The sequence below is a fragment of the Xenorhabdus sp. XBWT genome, from assembly GCF_059072735.1.
The window spans coordinates 2,429,647-2,446,096 of record NZ_CM180990.1 but is presented as its reverse complement, the minus strand read 5'-3'; the positions used below and the strand labels follow the sequence as shown (position 1 = coordinate 2,446,096).

16 protein-coding genes and 2 tRNA genes are annotated in these 16,450 nt (G+C 39.9%); 7 read left to right on the top strand and 11 right to left on the bottom strand.

Translation table 11 applies throughout. The features are described from left to right. The first annotated feature begins 114 nt into the window (after positions 1-114). The gene (locus AC5JQI_RS10750) at positions 115-1,179 is read left to right on the top strand and encodes a L,D-transpeptidase family protein (RefSeq protein WP_493912151.1); all 1,065 of its coding nucleotides are present in this window, start codon (positions 115-117) and stop codon (positions 1,177-1,179) included. Between the two features lie 104 nt (positions 1,180-1,283). Here AC5JQI_RS10750 and AC5JQI_RS10745 read toward each other — a convergent pair whose 3' ends face one another. Then, positions 1,284-1,520 (bottom strand): major outer membrane lipoprotein, encoded by a 237-nt coding sequence (locus tag AC5JQI_RS10745; protein ID WP_323855912.1) that lies wholly within the window; start codon positions 1,518-1,520, stop codon positions 1,284-1,286. 362 nt (positions 1,521-1,882) lie between these two features. After that, positions 1,883-3,292 (bottom strand): pyruvate kinase PykF, encoded by a 1,410-nt coding sequence (gene pykF, locus AC5JQI_RS10740; RefSeq protein ID WP_493912150.1) that lies wholly within the window; start codon positions 3,290-3,292, stop codon positions 1,883-1,885. Between the two features lie 497 nt (positions 3,293-3,789). On the opposite strand from pykF, the gene AC5JQI_RS10735 reads away from it, so the two are divergent. Next, on the top strand, positions 3,790-3,918 hold the full coding sequence (locus AC5JQI_RS10735) for a hypothetical protein (RefSeq protein WP_493912149.1): 129 nt from the start codon (positions 3,790-3,792) through the stop codon (positions 3,916-3,918). Positions 3,919-3,993: 75 nt separating this feature from the next. Here AC5JQI_RS10735 and AC5JQI_RS10730 read toward each other — a convergent pair. From AC5JQI_RS10730 to AC5JQI_RS10720, 3 genes are all read right to left on the bottom strand, one after another. Then, positions 3,994-4,070 (bottom strand) — tRNA-Val (locus AC5JQI_RS10730). A gap of 34 nt (positions 4,071-4,104) precedes the next feature. Further along, a tRNA-Val gene (locus AC5JQI_RS10725) sits at positions 4,105-4,181 on the bottom strand. 158 nt (positions 4,182-4,339) lie between these two features. Further along, positions 4,340-5,713 carry an MATE family efflux transporter gene (locus AC5JQI_RS10720; protein WP_493912148.1) on the bottom strand — a complete coding sequence of 458 codons (1,374 nt, stop codon included), beginning with the start codon at positions 5,711-5,713 and terminating at the stop codon, positions 4,340-4,342. A gap of 261 nt (positions 5,714-5,974) precedes the next feature. On the opposite strand from AC5JQI_RS10720, the gene AC5JQI_RS10715 reads away from it, so the two are divergent. After that, positions 5,975-6,619: a riboflavin synthase subunit alpha gene (locus AC5JQI_RS10715; RefSeq protein ID WP_493912147.1), complete on the top strand. Its 645-nt coding sequence runs from the start codon at positions 5,975-5,977 to the stop codon at positions 6,617-6,619. A 123-nt stretch (positions 6,620-6,742) separates the two neighbouring features. On the opposite strand, the gene cfa is transcribed toward AC5JQI_RS10715, so the two are convergent. Together cfa and punC are read right to left on the bottom strand one after the other, a co-directional pair. After that, complete coding sequence (gene cfa, locus AC5JQI_RS10710; RefSeq protein WP_493912146.1) at positions 6,743-7,894, bottom strand: cyclopropane fatty acyl phospholipid synthase; 1,152 nt, start codon at positions 7,892-7,894, stop codon at positions 6,743-6,745. Between the two features lie 420 nt (positions 7,895-8,314). Then, positions 8,315-9,496, bottom strand: a complete 1,182-nt coding sequence (gene punC, locus AC5JQI_RS10705) for a purine nucleoside transporter PunC (RefSeq protein WP_493912145.1) — start codon at positions 9,494-9,496, stop codon at positions 8,315-8,317. A gap of 122 nt (positions 9,497-9,618) precedes the next feature. On the opposite strand from punC, the gene punR reads away from it, so the two are divergent. Next, positions 9,619-10,527: a DNA-binding transcriptional activator PunR gene (gene punR / locus AC5JQI_RS10700; protein ID WP_493912144.1), complete on the top strand. Its 909-nt coding sequence runs from the start codon at positions 9,619-9,621 to the stop codon at positions 10,525-10,527. A 3-nt stretch (positions 10,528-10,530) separates the two neighbouring features. Here the strand turns inward: punR and purR are convergent, their stop codons facing one another. Both purR and sodB read right to left on the bottom strand, forming a co-directional pair. After that, a complete protein-coding gene (gene purR, locus AC5JQI_RS10695) occupies positions 10,531-11,556 on the bottom strand; it encodes an HTH-type transcriptional repressor PurR (protein ID WP_092548046.1) in 1,026 nt (341 codons plus the stop codon). 561 nt (positions 11,557-12,117) lie between these two features. Then, positions 12,118-12,696 carry a superoxide dismutase [Fe] gene (gene sodB / locus AC5JQI_RS10690; RefSeq protein WP_493912143.1) on the bottom strand — a complete coding sequence of 193 codons (579 nt, stop codon included), beginning with the start codon at positions 12,694-12,696 and terminating at the stop codon, positions 12,118-12,120. 362 nt (positions 12,697-13,058) lie between these two features. Between sodB and AC5JQI_RS10685 the strand changes: the two genes are divergently transcribed. Next, a complete protein-coding gene (locus tag AC5JQI_RS10685; protein ID WP_237386608.1) occupies positions 13,059-13,439 on the top strand; it encodes a Grx4 family monothiol glutaredoxin in 381 nt (126 codons plus the stop codon). 70 nt (positions 13,440-13,509) lie between these two features. Here the strand turns inward: AC5JQI_RS10685 and rnt are convergent, their stop codons facing one another. Together rnt and gloA are read right to left on the bottom strand one after the other, a co-directional pair. Continuing rightward, a complete protein-coding gene (gene rnt, locus AC5JQI_RS10680) occupies positions 13,510-14,169 on the bottom strand; it encodes a ribonuclease T (protein WP_493912142.1) in 660 nt (219 codons plus the stop codon). A 198-nt stretch (positions 14,170-14,367) separates the two neighbouring features. Beyond that, complete coding sequence (gloA, locus tag AC5JQI_RS10675) at positions 14,368-14,775, bottom strand: lactoylglutathione lyase (protein WP_493912141.1); 408 nt, start codon at positions 14,773-14,775, stop codon at positions 14,368-14,370. Positions 14,776-15,015: 240 nt separating this feature from the next. Between gloA and AC5JQI_RS10670 the strand changes: the two genes are divergently transcribed. Together AC5JQI_RS10670 and slyA are read left to right on the top strand one after the other, a co-directional pair. Beyond that, positions 15,016-15,255 carry a DUF1289 domain-containing protein gene (locus AC5JQI_RS10670; RefSeq protein WP_275356073.1) on the top strand — a complete coding sequence of 80 codons (240 nt, stop codon included), beginning with the start codon at positions 15,016-15,018 and terminating at the stop codon, positions 15,253-15,255. Between the two features lie 679 nt (positions 15,256-15,934). Next, the gene (gene slyA / locus AC5JQI_RS10665; RefSeq protein WP_493912140.1) at positions 15,935-16,372 is read left to right on the top strand and encodes a transcriptional regulator SlyA; all 438 of its coding nucleotides are present in this window, start codon (positions 15,935-15,937) and stop codon (positions 16,370-16,372) included. Positions 16,373-16,450: the final 78 nt, after the last annotated feature.

Sequence of the window (16,450 nt, the reverse complement as noted above, 5' to 3'; positions counted from 1 at the left end):
TATCTGGCTGGCAGGAACGATTTGACACTGTTTACAATGAATGCGATAGAATAGTCTTACAAAGTAGTTTATTAATTAACCACAGACATTCAAGTATCATCTCAGGGGGCATGTATGAAGCGTTTTTTAACTTTTATCGGCATGTTCTTGATTGGTATGTTATCGTTAAGTGGATTGGCTAATATCGCCCATGCTATTGAGTACCCATTGCCACCTGACAATCGCCGTCTGATTGGTGAAAATACCACTTATGTGGTATCTGACGAGGGGCTATCGTTGGAATCTATCGCTGCCAAATACCAAATAGGTTTACTGGCGATGCTGGAAGCTAACCCCGGAGTTGATCCGTATTTACCGGAGGCAGGTACGGAACTTATTATTCCGTCGCAAATGCTGCTCCCGGATACACCTCGTCAAGGTATTATTATCAATTTGGCTGAACTCAGACTCTATTATTATCCTAAGGGAACCAATCATGTCATTGTATATCCCATTGGAATAGGGCAGCTTGGGCGCGATACGCCAACGATGACAACTTCAGTTAGTCAGTTGATTGAAAATCCAACATGGACACCAACTGCCAACATTCTCAGGGATTATGCGAGTAGGGGGATTACTTTACCTGCTGTAATGCCATCAGGCCCAGATAACCCAATGGGCGATTTTGCTTTACGTTTAGCAGCCGGACGTGGTGAATATCTTATCCACGGTACAAATGCGAATTTTGGCATCGGTATGCGAGTCAGCTCCGGGTGTATTCGCTTGCGTCCTGATGATATTGAAGATTTATTCAGAACTGTTCCACGAGGAACACGTGTTCAGGTTATTAATGAACCTATAAAATATACTGTAGAACCGGACGGTAAACGTTATATGGAAGTTCATCAGCCACTTTCCAAGACAGAGAATGATGATCCTCAGATGATTCCAATTCTGCGCTCGGAAGGTCTGGTGAAATTCCTTGATAATCGTGAGACAGATGAAGTTATTGTCGATCAAGCGATTAGCCGTCGTTCTGGAATGCCTACGTTGGTGAATAAAGGGCAGCCCTCAAATAATCAGCAAGGATTGGAAATTTCAAGACCGATTGAAACTAGTGAAAAAGACATCACCGAGATCAAACCTGCCAAAGTGCCTCGGTTGTATCAACCTGGGCCAATTTATCAACCAGAAACTTGAAATAAGGTTGATAGATGATGATCTCTGTTGGAGAAACAAAAGGGAATTAGAGCGGTTAAAAATGGCGTACAGTAGTACGCCATTTTTTGTTATTTGCTACAAGTTTATTTCTTGTAAGAACGAACTTGGTTATTAAGGCGTTGATTGGCGCGAGCTGCTTCGTCTTTGGCTGATTGCACATCAGAACGAATAGAACCGAGGTCATTACTCAGCTGGTCAACTTTAGAACCCAGAGTTTGAACCTGAGAAGCTAGCTGTTCAACTTTAGTTGCGCTTGAACAACCTGCTAACAGAGTAGAAGCCAGAATTACTGCACCAAATACAACTTTAGTACGATTCATCACATTACCCTCTAGATTAAGTTAGTCTCCAAGTAGCCATCTAAGTATTACACAAACTATTTTAGAAAGAGAATAAATTTTTGCTGCGAAAAAAAATCTACCGTTCTTTATCTCAAAATAAGCTAATAAATTTTGGATATAGGTAATAAAACGGAAATTTTGTTTTATTTCAAATTAGGAAATCTGTCTAATGTAACAATGTATAGGTTATAAAGTTCACTATGATAATAATGAGCGATAATGAGATATAAAAAACGATTTGTTATATGCTCAGTAGATTTAACATTTTAATGTTACTTTATGATCGGCAGTGCCGCCTGAAATTAGGCAGCACTGTATTTGCAATTTAAAATTACAAAGAATTAAAGCACGTGAACAGAGGACGTGTTCGTTGTACCACTTGGTACCAGAGCACCAGATACCATAACAACGATATCACCTTTATGTGCCATGCCACTTGCCAGTGCAGCTTCTTTACCAATTCGGTAAAAATCATCGGTAGAAGCGATTTCTTTTACAATCTGTGTAGAAACGCCTTTCACCAACAGTAATTGACGAGCAGTGATTTCATTTGTAGTCAAAGCAAGAATTTGTGCATTAGGGAAATATTTGCGGATAGATCTTGCAGATTTACCGCCGTAGGTCGCTACAACGATCAGCGGAGCTTCCAGCTTTTCAGCGATTTCAACAGCGCCACGGCTGACTGCTTCTGTAACGCGCAGTTTGTGGGTTTGGGTATTTTCAATTCGACTATTCATAACGCGATCTGTGCGTTCACAGATAGTTGCCATGATAGAAACCGCTTCGACTGGGTATTTTCCTTTGGCACTTTCACCGGAAAGCATCACCGCATCAGTACCGTCTATAATAGCGTTGGCAACGTCGCCAGCCTCAGCACGTGTAGGTCGTGGGTTTTTGATCATTGAATCCAGCATTTGTGTTGCAGTGATAACAACTTTACGAGCCGCATTACATTTTTCGATCATCATTTTCTGTGCGAAGATAACTTCTTCTACAGGAATTTCGACACCCAAATCACCACGAGCAACCATGATGCCATCGGAAGCTGCGAGAATTTCATCGAAATTATTCAGACCTTCCTGATTTTCGATTTTAGAGATAATTTGGATATGCTCGCCGCCGTGAGCCTTCAGATGTTCACGAATTTCCAGTACATCGGCGCGTTTACGGATGAAGGATGCAGCGATAAAATCTACACTTTGTTCACAACCAAAGACTAGATCTTGCTTGTCTTTTTCTGCCAAAGCAGGCAGGTTGATGGAAACATTTGGCAGGTTAACACCTTTGTTCTCGCCCAAATCACCGTTGTTCAATACTTCACAGATGACCTCAGTTGCAGTGATTTCTTTAACTGTCATGGCGATTAAACCATCATCAACCAATACAGTATTACCTGGTGCCAGATCTGCTGGTAATCCCGCATAAGTCACGGCTACACGCTCTTGACTACCAATGACGGTTTTGTCTGTTGTAAAGGTGAAAGTCTGGCCCGCAGTGAGGGAAACATCATTACCATTTTCCAGTTTTATGGTGCGGATTTCAGGGCCTTTAGTATCCAGTAGGATTGCTGCTTTTTTGCCAGTTTTTGTTGTGACTGCGCGAATATTTTTAATACGTTGACCATGTTCTTCGTAGTCACCGTGAGAAAAATTCAGACGCATTACGTTCATGCCTGCATTGAGCAGTTCAGTCAATTTTTCTTCGGATTCTGTTTTCGGCCCTATAGTACAAACAATTTTGGTTTTTTTCATGACAATTTATCTACTGGTTTTAATGGATAAAATAGTGACTCGTCAACCATTGACATTGATGCCAACATCATCTGATGTTGTAAGTTGCGCAACATAACGGAAAACGGATAAAAATGGATAGTAGAACGCGTTAAATGGTTTTTTAGCGTAAGGTCAGTTATATACAGATATGCTGACTGGGAACGATTATTCATCTGTAATTTTTTCTGAATTCGGTAAATCAATTGGCTGAAACCATTCAACTTATGATAGGAACGTATTATAGAGACTAATTTCTGTGAAATGAATCAAAAAAACGGTTCTTGAAAAGATTTATACAAGGAGAAGAGGGGAATAATCCTGTTCATGTTAAAGAAATCAGGGAGTTGTTGCGCAAACAAGATGTAAATGAGTTTCTAGTGAGACAACGATTAGAAGACAATTAGTTTATATACATGTCGTCTTTCAAGTTGCAGCTTTGTTGGCTGCGCTCACTCACCCCGGTCACATAGTTATCTATGCTCCAGGGGATTAATGAAAGGCTCCTGCCTTTCACCGGAGGCCAGCCTTTGGCTGGGCAAATTCGTTCCCGACGAATTTGTCATTCCCTTGCCGTCGCGCTGCATCTTGAAATCAAATGGGTATAGAGAAATGTAATCAAAGAAAATAATGATAAAAAAGCAAGGATTATTTAATGCGACTTGATAATTTCTTATAAGAAATGGTGCGTCCGAGTGGACTCGAACCACCGACCCCCACCATGTCAAGGTGGTGCTCTAACCAACTGAGCTACGGACGCACATAATATTTTTCACTGAATGTCAATCATATTTTGGTGCGTCCGAGTGGACTCGAACCACCGACCCCCACCATGTCAAGGTGGTGCTCTAACCAACTGAGCTACGGACGCAATCTAAATTTACGTGACTGACAACGGGAACGAATATTAACGATCACTGAGCTTTCTGGCAAGGGGAAAAGTGCAAATTCTTGTTCAACTGCTCGCATTTACGTCTTTTAGAATGAATTTGAAGCTTTTCCCCTAGATTGATAACTTAATATACTAAATTAACGAGTAGAACGTTTCAGGATAAAACTAACCGACTGTTTTTGTGTCCACCAAATCCGGTAACCCATCATGAACGCTGCTGCGGTTAAACCTATAATAAAGCCTATCCAGAAGCCCTTTGGTCCCATGGGTTCAGTAATATAATCAGTCAATCCCAGAATATAACCGCTCGATAGTCCTAAAAACCAATAAGAGATTAAGGTGATAAAGAAGATCGAGCGCGTATCTTTATACCCACGCAATACACCTGAACCGATAACTTGAACAGCATCAGAAAGCTGATAAATAGCTGCAAATAACATCAGATGAGAGGCAAGAATGACAACCTCAGGATTATCGTTATACATAAATGCGATATGTTCGCGGAACAGCACGCTGAAAGTGGCGGTCACACAAGCAATGATCAAGCCAACAATAAGACTGGTATATGCAGATATCTTAGCACCTTCGATTGATTGTTTACCAAGGTTATAGCCGACACGGATAGTTGCCGCGATCCCCAATGACAAAGGGAACATAAACATCAATGAGCTGAAATTGAGTGATATCTGATGACCCGCCACGGAAACAACGCCAAGCGGAGAAACCAGCAATGAGACAACCGCAAAAAGTGTAACTTCAAAGAACATTGCCAGGGCGATAGGTAAGCCAAGCAGGATAATTCTCTTTTGGGTATACCACTTAGGGGCTGCAAAATTGCTAAATGTCTGGATGTCCTTTTGGGTAGGAGAATGTTTAACATATGCAAGTAGCAGAAGGAACATAACCCAGTAAACGGTTGCTGTTGCAACACCACAGCCAACACCGCCCAATTCTGGAGCACCAAATTTGCCGTAAATGAAAATATAGTTGACAGGGATATTAACCAGTAACCCGAGAATACCGATTATCATTGCTGGTTTGGTTTTCGACAACCCTTCGCATTGACCTCGCAGAACCTGATAGAACAAATAGCCAGGAGCCCCCCACATAATCGCGTGGATAAAATCCGTAGCTTTTTGGGCCATAGCAGGATCGATATTATGTTGTGCCTCTATAATAAAGCGGCTGTTATACAATATCACGATGATAAAAATAGAAAGGAAGGTAGCCAGCCAAAACCCTTGTTGGATCTGACTTGCGACACTTTTTCTCTGGCCGGAGCCATTCATGTGTGCCACGATTGGCGTTAAGGCAAGCAATACTCCCTGACCAAATAGAATAGTGGGTAGCCAGATAGACGTACCTACGGCAACCGCTGACATCTCAATAGCACCGGCTTTACCGGCCATAACTGTATCGACGAAACCCATCGCAGTTTGTGAAAACTGTGCGATGATGACGGGGATTCCCAGAGCGAGCAAACTACGCGCTTCATTTAAATATTTCTGCACGTACTACACCTTTTTGATTGAAAATTGACTGAAAAAACAAGGAATATTTCTGCGAGCAAACGATGTTAGCGGAAAATATCTCGCTTATAAGCAACTAATTGTATAGGACTCATTTTATTAATCCAATCGTTATACGGGGTTTATACTTAATAATTGAGACTATATTGAATTGTATCCACATTTACGTACACCCTGCATAGTGTTTAAAAGCAATGAGTGGGTTAAACTAACTTGCTAGGTAAAATTATTAAAGAGGTTCCCATGTTTACAGGTATTGTTCAGGGAAAAGCGCCGATAGTGGCTGTTGATGAAAAAATGCACTTCAGGACCCATGTTGTTAAATTTCCGGCTGAATTATTACCCGGAATTGAGGCGGGGGCTTCTGTTTCCCATAATGGTTGTTGTTTGACTGTAACGAAGATTGATGGCGATTTAATTAGCTTTGACTTGATGAAAGAAACACTTCGCTTGACTAATCTTGGCGAACTTAAGGCAGGTGACTTGGTTAATCTGGAAAGGGCGGCTAAGTTTGGTGACGAAATTGGCGGGCATCTTATGTCCGGTCATATTATTACGATTGCTGAAATTGCCAAGATTTTCACTTCTGAAAATAATCATGAAATCTGGTTTCGAATTCACGATAAGCAATTGATGAAGTATATCTTGCATAAAGGGTTTATTGGCATTGACGGCATCAGTCTGACGATCGGGGATGTAGTGAATAATCGTTTCTGTGTCCACTTGATACCGGAAACATTAGAACGTACTACTCTCGGCAAGAGGCGTCTTGGGCAAAAGGTCAATATCGAGATTGATCCACAGACTCAGGCGGTTGTTGATACTGTTGAGCGAGTCATGGCACAAAAAGAACAGGAAAGGTTATTGTCTCAAATCGAAGAACAATAAAAAAATATTATTGAGTTGTGATATAGGCTTTTTGACGACGGTATTAAAACAAATTCAACCAAATATGAAAGCTACAGAAATGCGGTTTCTGTAGCTTTTGGAATGTTATCGGTGGAATATGCTTTATCTGGGTACTCTCAGTCCTTTTTCAAAGCCTTGTGGGCTGAATACAATCTGCCATAGTTGAATATCTCTGGCTCGAAATGCACCAGCGCAAGCATTTAAATAATAGCTGAACATCCGTTTGAAGCGCGGGCTGTAGTTATGTTCTATTTCAGGCCAGCTTGAAATAAAGTGTTCATACCATGCCATAAGTGTCCGATCGTAATCGGCACCAAAATTGTGCCAATCTTCCATGACAAATTCCCCATTAATGGCTTTGGCAATTCTTGGAATCGATGGTAAGCAGCCATTTGGAAAAATATATTTGGTGATCCACGCATCGGCACCCGATTTATCACGATTAGATCCGATAGTATGGAGAAGAAATAGGCCATCAGATTTTAGATTTTTTTTCACAATATCAAAATAAGTGGCATAATTTTTAGGGCCAACGTGCTCAAACATACCAACGGAAACAATGCGATCAAACTGAAAATTTAGATTTCGATAGTCTTCAAGGATAATTTTTACATTTAGATCCTTACAGCGTTCTTGCGCATATTTCTGTTGTTCAGCTGAGATTGTGACTCCAGTAACAGATACACCGTAGTTTTTTGCAGCATAAGCCGATAACCCACCCCATCCACAACCAATATCTAATAATGTCATCCCCGGGGATAGTTGTAGTTTTTCACAAATTAGACGGAGCTTGTGGGATTGAGCTTCTTCCAGAGTATTGGCATCTTTCCAGTAACCACAAGAATATTGCATATAAGGATCAAGCATTCGGGTAAAAAGGTCGTTGCCTAAATCATAATGTTCTTGACCTACAATCCAAGCTCTTTTGGGCGATTGTAAATTAAATATCCGAGCGGTAATTATCTGGAAAATATCTTTAATACGTTTTGGTATGCGATGTTCTAAACCAGCCCGCAATATTTTATGAAAGAAAATATCAAGGCGATCACATTCCCACCAGCCATCCATATAACTTTCACCCAATCCCAGAGAACCTTCTTTCAGTACTCGTTTATAGAAGTTTGGATTTTTTATATGTATATCGAAAGGTCGTTTGCCGTTGATTTCAATATCAGCTTCATGGAGCAATTCACGGGTGATCCTATGCCAGGAATCAATTATTGTATTTTTACCTTCAATGAAAGATGAACTCATATGCTCTCCAACATTTGTGTGATGGAATTTTTAGGTATCACTTTATATAAATAGCATTCCAAAATAGTGGTTCACTTCCTGACTCGTCGTACAACGAGGGTAAGGAATCTTGTAATTTGAGTGTAACACTATTATGAAAGCCTATTTATAGTTGTTTCTTATTATGTTAAAACCAAGAAGAATTATTTAGAAATAATATAAAAATCATCAAGAAAGCACAAATTACTTATTCATCCTGAAATTAAAGAGAACTTCTGTGTTCTGAAAAACCTCGAACTCCGAATTTTTTAGAATAGTGAAGTGGTATGAGTATATGAGTGAAATAGTATTTTAACAATCATCTAAGGCTACATTATGATGTAACCTTTAGATGATAATGTTCTTATTTATTATTGTGTTCGGAAATTGTTCGATTCACGTTTAATTGTTTTTTGGAATTTTGTTTTGTAGCCAATAACCTACTGCCATGGGAACAACAGTAGAAACCATAACTGTTGTTGTCGATAGAAGAGGATATTTCATAAATAGCGAGACAATCATACTTGCGACAAAACAAAGCCCTAATTGCAATGCATTTTGTAATGCGGCAGCTTTACCACTGTTCTTAGGGTAAACAGAGAGAGTATTTGCCACTGCAATCGGATAAGAGGCACCATTCATTGCAGCCATGACACAGAAAGGAATAAGAATCGCTATAAATGAAGGCTCATTGGAGATGGAAATCAAATAAATAATAACCATACTGACAGCATAACCAATCAGCAAAATTGGAAATACTGTTTCGCTTTTTACTTTTTCCAATAAGATACGACAACCATATCCACCAAACATAAACGCCAAAGTTTGCGGAATATAACTTAGGCCAATATCGGTAGGGTCATAGCCCATATTATTCAAAATTGTTGGTGAACCAGTTAACCAGGCAAAAAAGCCAGCGCTGCAAGAAGCATAAATCAATACATTTCCACTAAAAACAGGGGAGCTTAGTAATTTAAAGAAAGAAATCGTTGTTTTACCTTCGGTATTAGTTTCGGTATTACCATATTTATTGGTTAATAAAAATGTTGGAGCCAGTAGCAAGAGCGTTACTGCCAATAATACAAGGAAAATAATTCTCCAGCCATCATGCGTCAATAACCATGCCCCCAATAAAGGTGCAAGGGCAGGAGAAAGCGCAACTAAAGGCATGATCATGGCAAAAACGCGTTTGGCTTGTTCTGTATCATATCTGTCAACGACCAGAGCCTGCCAGGAAACCGCCGCAGAACAGACCCCTACCGCTTGAATAAATCTCAGTACAAGCAATTGCGTGGAATCAGTTATCCAGAGCATACCTAAACAGCTAATGGAAAACAGAGATAATCCGATAATAAGAACAGGCTTTCTTCCTAAACGGTCAGATAATTGCCCCCATAACAGCTGGGCAAAGGCAAAGCCAGCGAGAAAAATACTGAGACTCGCACTGATAGAATTTGCTGAAGTACCTAGTTCTGCTTTCATTGTGTCAAAAGCAGGCAGATACATGTCGATAGCCAAGTAACCGAGCATACTCAGCCCGGAGAGATAGAACATGAATAGAATTGAATTTTTATTTGTTTCCATTGTGTTAATAATTTGATTTGTAGTTGATAAGAGAATACCCGACTTATTCTATATGGCATGATTTTTACTTGTGAAACGGTAATATTTGCACCATTCTGTGAAAAAAATTGAAAGGAAGATATATGTGGTCTGAATACTCTCTGGAAGTTGTTGATACTGTTGCCAGAACAGGAAGTTTCAGTGCGGCTGCATCTGAGCTTCATCGAGTACCTTCTGCTATAAGCTATACAGTAAAACAACTTGAAGAATGGTTGGCTGTGTCTTTATTTGAGCGTCGTCACCGTGACGTTGATTTGACTGAAGCAGGCGCTATTTTTGTCAAGGAAGCCCGCTCTGTTATCAAAAAAATGAATCACACCCGACATCAGTGCCAACAAGTGGCTAATGGTTGGCGGGGGCAGTTAAGTATCGCCGTTGATCAAGTTGTAAAACCTGAGAGAACTCACCAATTAATTTTGGATTTTTACCGACATTTTCCTGATATTGAGCTATTCATCTACCCTGAAGTCTTTAATGGTGTATGGGATGCACTAGTCGATGAGCGGGTGGATGTCGCTATTGGCGCGACACGGGCGTCTCCTGTTGGTGAACGGTATAGTTTTAAGGATATGGGATTCATGCCTTGGATATGCGTAGCTAGCCCTGAGCATGAGTTGTCAGGTATATCAGGAAAATTAAATGATGACCAAATGCGACCTTATCCTAGCCTATGTTTAGAAGATACTTCACGTAGCTTACCCAAACGTGATACGTGGGCTTTAGATAATCAGCGACGGTTGGTGGTTCCAGATTGGAATGTTGGACTAAATTGCCTGATGGATGGACTATGTATGGGAATGGTGCCCAAGCATCATGCATTACCGTTGATCCGCAAGAAAAAACTGATAGCGCTCGAACTCGAACAACCATTACCTGATAGTCCATGCTGCTTAGCATGGTCGCAAAAAAGCCATTCACCAGCATTAAGTTGGTTGTTTGATTATCTTGGCGATAGTGAAACACTTAATGCTGAATGGTTGCAAGAAAACTAATTATCAACGACGATAGTCGATGAAAGGTCCATCCGCGACAGAACGTCGTTCAACGAGGCGTGGATGGACTTCAATCGTTTGTGCCTCTTCACGCTTGTTGACTATCCTATCCAATAACGTTGAAAAGGCCATTTGTCCCAGACGTTCTTTAGGTTGGTGAATCGTGGTCAATGCGGGAGTAAAATAACGGGCATTACGGATATTGTCATAACCGATGATAGAAATATCTTGTGGAACGCGTAGCCCCAGCTCATCAGCGGCACAGATTGCCCCCATTGCCATAACATCCCCACCGCAAAAAACAGCCGTTGGGCGATGTTTTTGATTCAGGATCTTACACATGGCCTGATAGCCGGATTCAGGCTCAAAGTCGCCTTGCACAATCCACTCATCCCGAATAGCGACATTGGCTTCTTTGAGCGCCTTGAGAAATCCTTGGTGACGTCCGCCGCCAGTATTTCTTGCCAGAGAGCCGGGAATAGACGCAATATCCCTGTGACCACGTTCAATAAGATAACGGCCTGCCAAGTAACCACCATGAAAAGCGTTATCAATGATTGCATCGGTAAAATCTCCCCGAGATTCGCCCCAATCCATGACGACCATGGGAATATTACGGTAATCTTCTAGCATGCCCAAAAGCTGCTCAGGGTATTCGGAGCACATTACCAGCAGGCCATCTACACGTTTTTGTGCCAACATGGCGAGGTAAGCTTTCTGCTTATCAATATTGTTATGAGAGTTGCATAAAATCAGGGTATAGCCTTTTCTATAGCAACTATTTTCAACAGATTCTATGATTTCAGCAAAATATGGAGCTTCACTCGACGTTGCCAACAATCCGATAGATTTTGTGTGGTTAACTTTCAAGCTACGGGCAACGGCGCTGGGAGAATAATTTAGTTCTTTAATAGCAGCCCAAACGGTAGCCTTTGTATCTTCGGCGACGAAACGGGTTTTATTGATAACATGGGATACGGTAGTGGTCGAAACACCAGCGCGTTTGGCCACATCTTTAATCGTTGCCATGATAAAAAGGACTCCTGACCTTATGGTCTAAATTTATATACCTTATCTTTCAAGCTGCTGCTTTGGTTGATAGCATCTACTTACCGATATGCTTCAACTTGAAATCTATTGGATATGGATATTTGTTAAGCGTTTGCCAACATATTTATATATAGAGTGATGGCTGGCAATAATTTAGCGATGAACCTTGAATTTTGTCTGATCTAACTCAAAAGTGAAAGTAATAATCAATGCTATAAAGAGTATAGATTCAAGATTGCTGTATGTTTTTTCAGATAATACGGTAACTGATTATACAAAATTTATGGTGTTGGGTAGTTTTACTTTGTACATTGAGGAAGTTCTATGGATACAGATCTGAAGTTGGGATTAATGGTTGCCGGTAGTGCATTAATCATGATTGTTTTTTGGGGAAGCCTTTGTATTATCTAATCAGGATCAAGAAAAAGAATTGACGTGTAACATCTCTTGCTTGAAGGGCCGGTTTTCCGGTATTCATTATTCAGTGAATGGAAGAAAGCCCGCCCTTGTTATTATAATTTGGTATGAAAATTGAGCTTATTAAGCCAAGTTTTCCTCAACAAATTTCCAGTTGACCAAAGACCAGAAATGTTCCAAATATTGAGGGCGTGCATTACGGTAATCGATGTAATACGCGTGTTCCCAAACATCAACAGTCAGAACTGGTTTATCTTCGCCGGTCAGTGGAGTGGCGGCATTAGAAGTGTTAACGATAGCCAGGCTTCCGTCAGTTTTCTTAACTAACCATGTCCAACCTGAACCAAAGTTTTTCAGGGCAGCATCAGTAAACAGCTGTTTAAATTCAGCAAAAGAACCGAAGGCATGATTAATGGTATCTGCTATTTTTCCAGTTGGTTCGCCACCACCATTTGGTGACAGGCTATGCCAGTAGAAAGTATGGTTCCAGACTTGCGCTGCATTATTGAAGATGCCACCTTCAGATGTTTTGATGATTTCTTCCAGAGATTTCCCAGAAAATTCGGTATCTTTAACCAAGTTATTCAGGTTTACAACGTAAGCGTTGTGGTGTTTACCATAATGGTATTCTAGGGTTTCTGCGGAAATGTGCGGTTCCAGGGCATTTTTGGCATAAGGTAATGCTGGTAATTCAAAAGACATTGCATGCTCCTTTTTAATATCGGGTTTTTGGCTCAACAAACCATGACTTAAAAGATACTAATCATGGCCAGAGCAAATTTAAGCTTATTATCATGTTGCTATTTTGGTAATTATCTTAACAATTTTTCTGCTAAAGAACAGAGTAAAAGATGCTGCTTAGCGGCGATCTGGTGTATAATTGAGCTGTTATACGGGCTGAATACACCCAGTGAGGGGAAAATATCGAACGCTCACTTATTTCATATCATGGCAAAAAATTTAACGTAAAAAGTTCGCGGTAGAAAAATCAGAGCAGAAAGTGGTATTCTGAATCAATCTTTTCTGATACTGAGAATAGCGCTTGCAGTTTTAAGGAAGCAATAATGATGACTACTAATATGAACACTAACACAGTTTCTGATACAACGACTCAGGAAATTATTGAAAAAATCAAACGCCAAATTAGCGAAAACCCAATTCTGTTGTATATGAAAGGTTCTCCTAAATTACCAAGCTGTGGTTTCTCTGCTCAGGCAGTTCAGGCTATATCTGCTTGTGGTGAGCGTTTTGCTTACGTGGATATTCTGCAAAATCCGGATATTCGCGCCGAGTTACCTAAATATGCTCATTGGCCGACTTTTCCTCAGCTTTGGATTGATGGTGAGCTGGTAGGCGGCTGTGACATTCTTGTTGAGATGTATCAGCGTGGTGAATTACAAACGCTGATTAAAGAAACTGCTGATAAATACCGTGAGCAGGAATAAGCATCATCATTCATCAGAACGATGAGCGAATGTTAAGCCCCATAGCTATATAAGGTATGGGGCTTATATTCTAGGGAGCTTCGTCAGTAGAGTCAGTGGAAGCTAATGGCCAGCCACCGAGCCGTTTCCAGCGATTAACCAGTTCACAGAAAAGTAGGGCAGTCCGGTCGGTATCATAAAGTGCGCTGTGGGCTTGATCACTATCAAACGGTATTTCCGCAGTAATGCAAGCTTTGGCAAGGATTGTCTGCCCAAGAACCAGTCCACTAAGTGCTGCGGTATCAAAAGTCGCAAATGGATGGAAAGGATTGCGTTTTAAACCAGAGCGTTCTGCTGCTGCCATAACAAAATTATGATCAAAATTGGCATTATGGGCGACCATAATTGCACGATTGCAGTTAGTATCTTTCATACCTTTGCGGATCATTTTGAAAATAGCATGTAATGCTGTGTATTCACTGACCGCGCCTCGCAAAGGATTTGTGGGATCAATACCAGTGAATGCCAGAGCTGCCGGATCAAGATTAGCCCCTTCAAAAGGGTCAACATGGAAATGCAGAGTATCAGCAGGCATTAGCCAACCATCTTCATCCATTTTTAGCGTGATTGCAGCGATTTCAAGTAAAGCGTCTGTTCGTGCATTAAAACCAGCAGTTTCGACATCAATGACGACGGGATAGTAGCCACGAAAGCGTCCACTTAGCATGTTTTGATCATTTTTATTAGACATCTGATTTTCAATTCTTAACTTCAGGATTTTGTTTTTAACTCTGGAATAGCGGATATTATGACAAAATTTGGGATGTCTTGCAGAAATAATGTGCTTACCCGACGAAGATAAGAAAGGGCAATAAAATATGCCCTTTTAATCTCTCTTTTATTTTCATTTTCCAAGCATTATCTTGAAATCTATAGGTGTACTAAGTAATTAGTTTCCTAGTGCATTACTGGCGCTTTTGTTTTCGATGAGTTCGATCTTATAGCCATCAGGATCTTCAACAAACGCAATGACAGTTGTTCCGCCTTTGACTGGCCCGGCTTCGCGGGTTACATTTCCACCTGAAAGTTTGATGCGTTCACAAGTTGCTGCGACGTCATCAACACCCAAGGCTATATGCCCAAACGCGGTTCCCATTTCATAGTTTTCGACACCCCAATTGTATGTCAGCTCAATGACTGCGCCTTGACTTTCATCGCTATAGCCAACAAAAGCGAGGGAATACTTATACTCTGGATTTTCGCTGGTGCGAAGTAAACGCATGCCCATCACCTGAGTGTAGAAATTAATCGAGCGTTGCATGTTGCCAACACGGATCATAGTATGGAGTAAACGCATGATTACCTCTTGATATTTATAATGTTATTATGAAACATAGCCTTATTGTGTAACTTTGCCCACTGACCGCACATGTCTGGATAAACTATAACTTGTATAGGTAAAATAATTCAATTTGTCCTTCCATTTACTTGATTTAATTATGTTACTGTTTTAGCTTTGAACTATCCTGGATGAAGGATATAAATGATAGTTTCCTCATGAAAAGCAGGTTGATGAATCTGGGTACAGGAGGATCAAATGGCTGAACAATTAGAACTTTTTGCTATTCAAAACCCTTGCCGAGGGATTTGTGAATCTGATTCCTGTGGTTTTTGCCGAGGATGTTATCGGAGCAGGGAAGAACGATTTATGTGGATGAAATTATCGGATAGTGAAAAAAGAAGAATATTTAGCTTATGTTATCATAGATATCTAAGAACATTAAAAATAAAAGGTGAAAATGGAAATATTATTCCGGAACAACCTGGTTTATTTTAGTTTTATTCTAAATAGATCAAAAAATATCTCTTATATGAATAATGGTTTAAGATGGCTTCAGGAATAAGAAATATTACCGATAATAAATGATATAATATTCATATTACATCTCTTTAATTTGACTTAAGTTGTTAAAAAATATCACTCTCGTTGACTGATTTGTATGTTTCGATAAAAATTTCTTATTAAAGAATTATTTATTGAACAATAAAGGTGCTATTTTTACATCCAATTGTTTTTTAATAATTTTTTTATTAAATTAGTGTTTTCTGTAAGAGAAAAATGATATTAATGTAAAAATATATAGATTAGTATTCGGATGGCGGTTATTCTTATAGAACTTTAACCGAGTGGAAATGTATATATTTTGGGGGATTGTATTTTTTTTGTTGATATTTAAAATCACAATAGTTTAGTTAGAAGATTATTTTATACAGTTTATATCGTTGGTGGATTAATGCGCGATTTTATTCGGTGCGCCGTAGAACTTCGCTCTTTAGGGCGACGAAGATGTCAACTTTGAGTAACAAGCCAACGCGACACTAATTAGGTAATTAGCAAAATATCTGACTCTGCTAATGTAAGCATGATATAGGGTGCGTATCCATTATTCATATGAATAAACTGATTGGATAATTCATTGATGTTATATGAGTCTCTAATTATAAGGAGGGGGTAATTGGAATTGACATTGGGATCAGACCTAGCACGTTTAGTTCGTGTTTGGCGCGCTTTAATTGATCATCGTTTGAAACCGTTGAAATTAACTCAGACACATTGGGTTACTCTATACAATATTAGTCAGCTGCCACCAGAGCAATCACAGATACAGCTTGCAAAAGCTATTGGTATTGAGCAACCGTCTCTGGTGAGAACTCTTGATCAATTAGAAGAAAAGAAACTGATTACACGTCATACATGTGCCAATGATAGACGCGCAAAAAGAATCAAGCTAACCGGAGAATCGGAAACCTTTATCAGAGAAGTAGATAGTGTTATTGATTCTACAAGGAAAGAGATCTTGGAGGGAATTACTCATGATGAGTTAATTATGCTTGCTTCTGTAATAAAAAAAATCGAAAAAAACATTAACCAATTACATAAACAGGTAATATAAAAATTAATCCGTATCTAATCGATTTCAAGTTGCAATGTGACGAAAGTGAATGGGTATAGCTGACGAAGCCGCAATTTG

What these genes read in the sequence shown, in the direction of transcription:
- AC5JQI_RS10750 (WP_493912151.1), top strand. Translation starts at nt 115, where the DNA reads ATGAAGCGTTTTTTAACTTTTATCGGCATGTTCTTGATTGGTATGTTA.
- AC5JQI_RS10745 (WP_323855912.1), bottom strand. Translation starts at nt 1,520, where the DNA reads ATGAATCGTACTAAAGTTGTATTTGGTGCAGTAATTCTGGCTTCTACT.
- pykF (WP_493912150.1), bottom strand. Translation starts at nt 3,292, where the DNA reads ATGAAAAAAACCAAAATTGTTTGTACTATAGGGCCGAAAACAGAATCC.
- AC5JQI_RS10735 (WP_493912149.1), top strand. Translation starts at nt 3,790, where the DNA reads ATGCTCCAGGGGATTAATGAAAGGCTCCTGCCTTTCACCGGAGGCCAG.
- AC5JQI_RS10715 (WP_493912147.1), top strand. Translation starts at nt 5,975, where the DNA reads ATGTTTACAGGTATTGTTCAGGGAAAAGCGCCGATAGTGGCTGTTGAT.
- cfa (WP_493912146.1), bottom strand. Translation starts at nt 7,894, where the DNA reads ATGAGTTCATCTTTCATTGAAGGTAAAAATACAATAATTGATTCCTGG.
- punC (WP_493912145.1), bottom strand. Translation starts at nt 9,496, where the DNA reads ATGGAAACAAATAAAAATTCAATTCTATTCATGTTCTATCTCTCCGGG.
- punR (WP_493912144.1), top strand. Translation starts at nt 9,619, where the DNA reads ATGTGGTCTGAATACTCTCTGGAAGTTGTTGATACTGTTGCCAGAACA.
- purR (WP_092548046.1), bottom strand. Translation starts at nt 11,556, where the DNA reads ATGGCAACGATTAAAGATGTGGCCAAACGCGCTGGTGTTTCGACCACT.
- sodB (WP_493912143.1), bottom strand. Translation starts at nt 12,696, where the DNA reads ATGTCTTTTGAATTACCAGCATTACCTTATGCCAAAAATGCCCTGGAA.
- AC5JQI_RS10685 (WP_237386608.1), top strand. Translation starts at nt 13,059, where the DNA reads ATGATGACTACTAATATGAACACTAACACAGTTTCTGATACAACGACT.
- rnt (WP_493912142.1), bottom strand. Translation starts at nt 14,169, where the DNA reads ATGTCTAATAAAAATGATCAAAACATGCTAAGTGGACGCTTTCGTGGC.
- gloA (WP_493912141.1), bottom strand. Translation starts at nt 14,775, where the DNA reads ATGCGTTTACTCCATACTATGATCCGTGTTGGCAACATGCAACGCTCG.
- AC5JQI_RS10670 (WP_275356073.1), top strand. Translation starts at nt 15,016, where the DNA reads ATGGCTGAACAATTAGAACTTTTTGCTATTCAAAACCCTTGCCGAGGG.